The sequence below is a fragment of the Oleiphilus sp. HI0117 genome (genome assembly GCF_001635235.1).
This window is the reverse complement of sequence record NZ_LWGA01000608.1, coordinates 1-749: the sequence shown is the minus strand read 5'-3', so window position 1 is coordinate 749 and position 749 is coordinate 1. Positions and strand designations below refer to the sequence as shown.

Below are 749 nucleotides of genomic sequence, written 5' to 3'. Positions count from 1 at the left end.
TGAACCAATTAATTGAGTAAAAAATACATCGAATTTCCCGTCACTTCCGACTGCGCAGCGCCAACGTTGTATCATTGCTTCACGCGATTGAACTTCATCTGCTGCCAGTTCCTTAACTCTTTCGTAGAATTTTGTTTCTTTCAAAGGCGCAGACTTAAACTTCAATTGACCAATCCTTTATTTGAAAACATAACGCCCGCCTCAACGAGCAAATTTTGCTGGCGGCAGTTTTGCAGCGCAGCGCAAAAATGGTGACAGTAAAATTTGTCCGTTGGAGGCGCTTGTTAAATGCTTTTTTATGGAATAGCATAGATGCACATATTATATGCGCATATGGAGCAAATAACATGCAGACATTTTTTGACCAACAAGCACCTAAAAAAGCTACCAACTTAACAGTAAATAGCGACCTTTTAAATCAAGCTAAAAGCTTGAAAATAAATTTATCTGCCACACTTGAACAAGCTCTAATTGTGCAAGTGAAAAACGCGCAGCGCGAGCAATGGCTTCAAGAAAACAAAGATGCAATTGATGAACTTAATAAGCTAAGTGATGAAAACGGTTTATTCTCTGACTCGTTTAGGAGTTTTTAATGAGCCAATTTACGCTGTACCTGAATAAAGATAAAAGCAGCAAAAAAACCTACCCATATTTTGTAGATGTTCAGAACAACTTGTTAAGTGATTTAAACTCTAGACTGGTTATACCGCTAACCCCTTCAAAAAAAGTAAACGAAAAAGCAGCCCAAA

At 37.9% G+C, this 749-nt stretch carries 2 protein-coding genes; both read left to right on the top strand.

Translation table 11 applies throughout. The annotated features are described in order from the left end of the window. The first annotated feature begins 215 nt into the window (after positions 1 to 215). Positions 216 to 593: a type II toxin-antitoxin system CcdA family antitoxin gene (locus tag A3757_RS06760; RefSeq protein ID WP_231875543.1), complete on the top strand. Its 378-nt coding sequence runs from the start codon at positions 216 to 218 to the stop codon at positions 591 to 593. Then, the coding region (locus tag A3757_RS28070) for a CcdB family protein (protein WP_197469902.1) at positions 593 to 749 on the top strand (157 nt) is incomplete at its 3' end. The genes A3757_RS06760 and A3757_RS28070, both read left to right, overlap by 1 nt.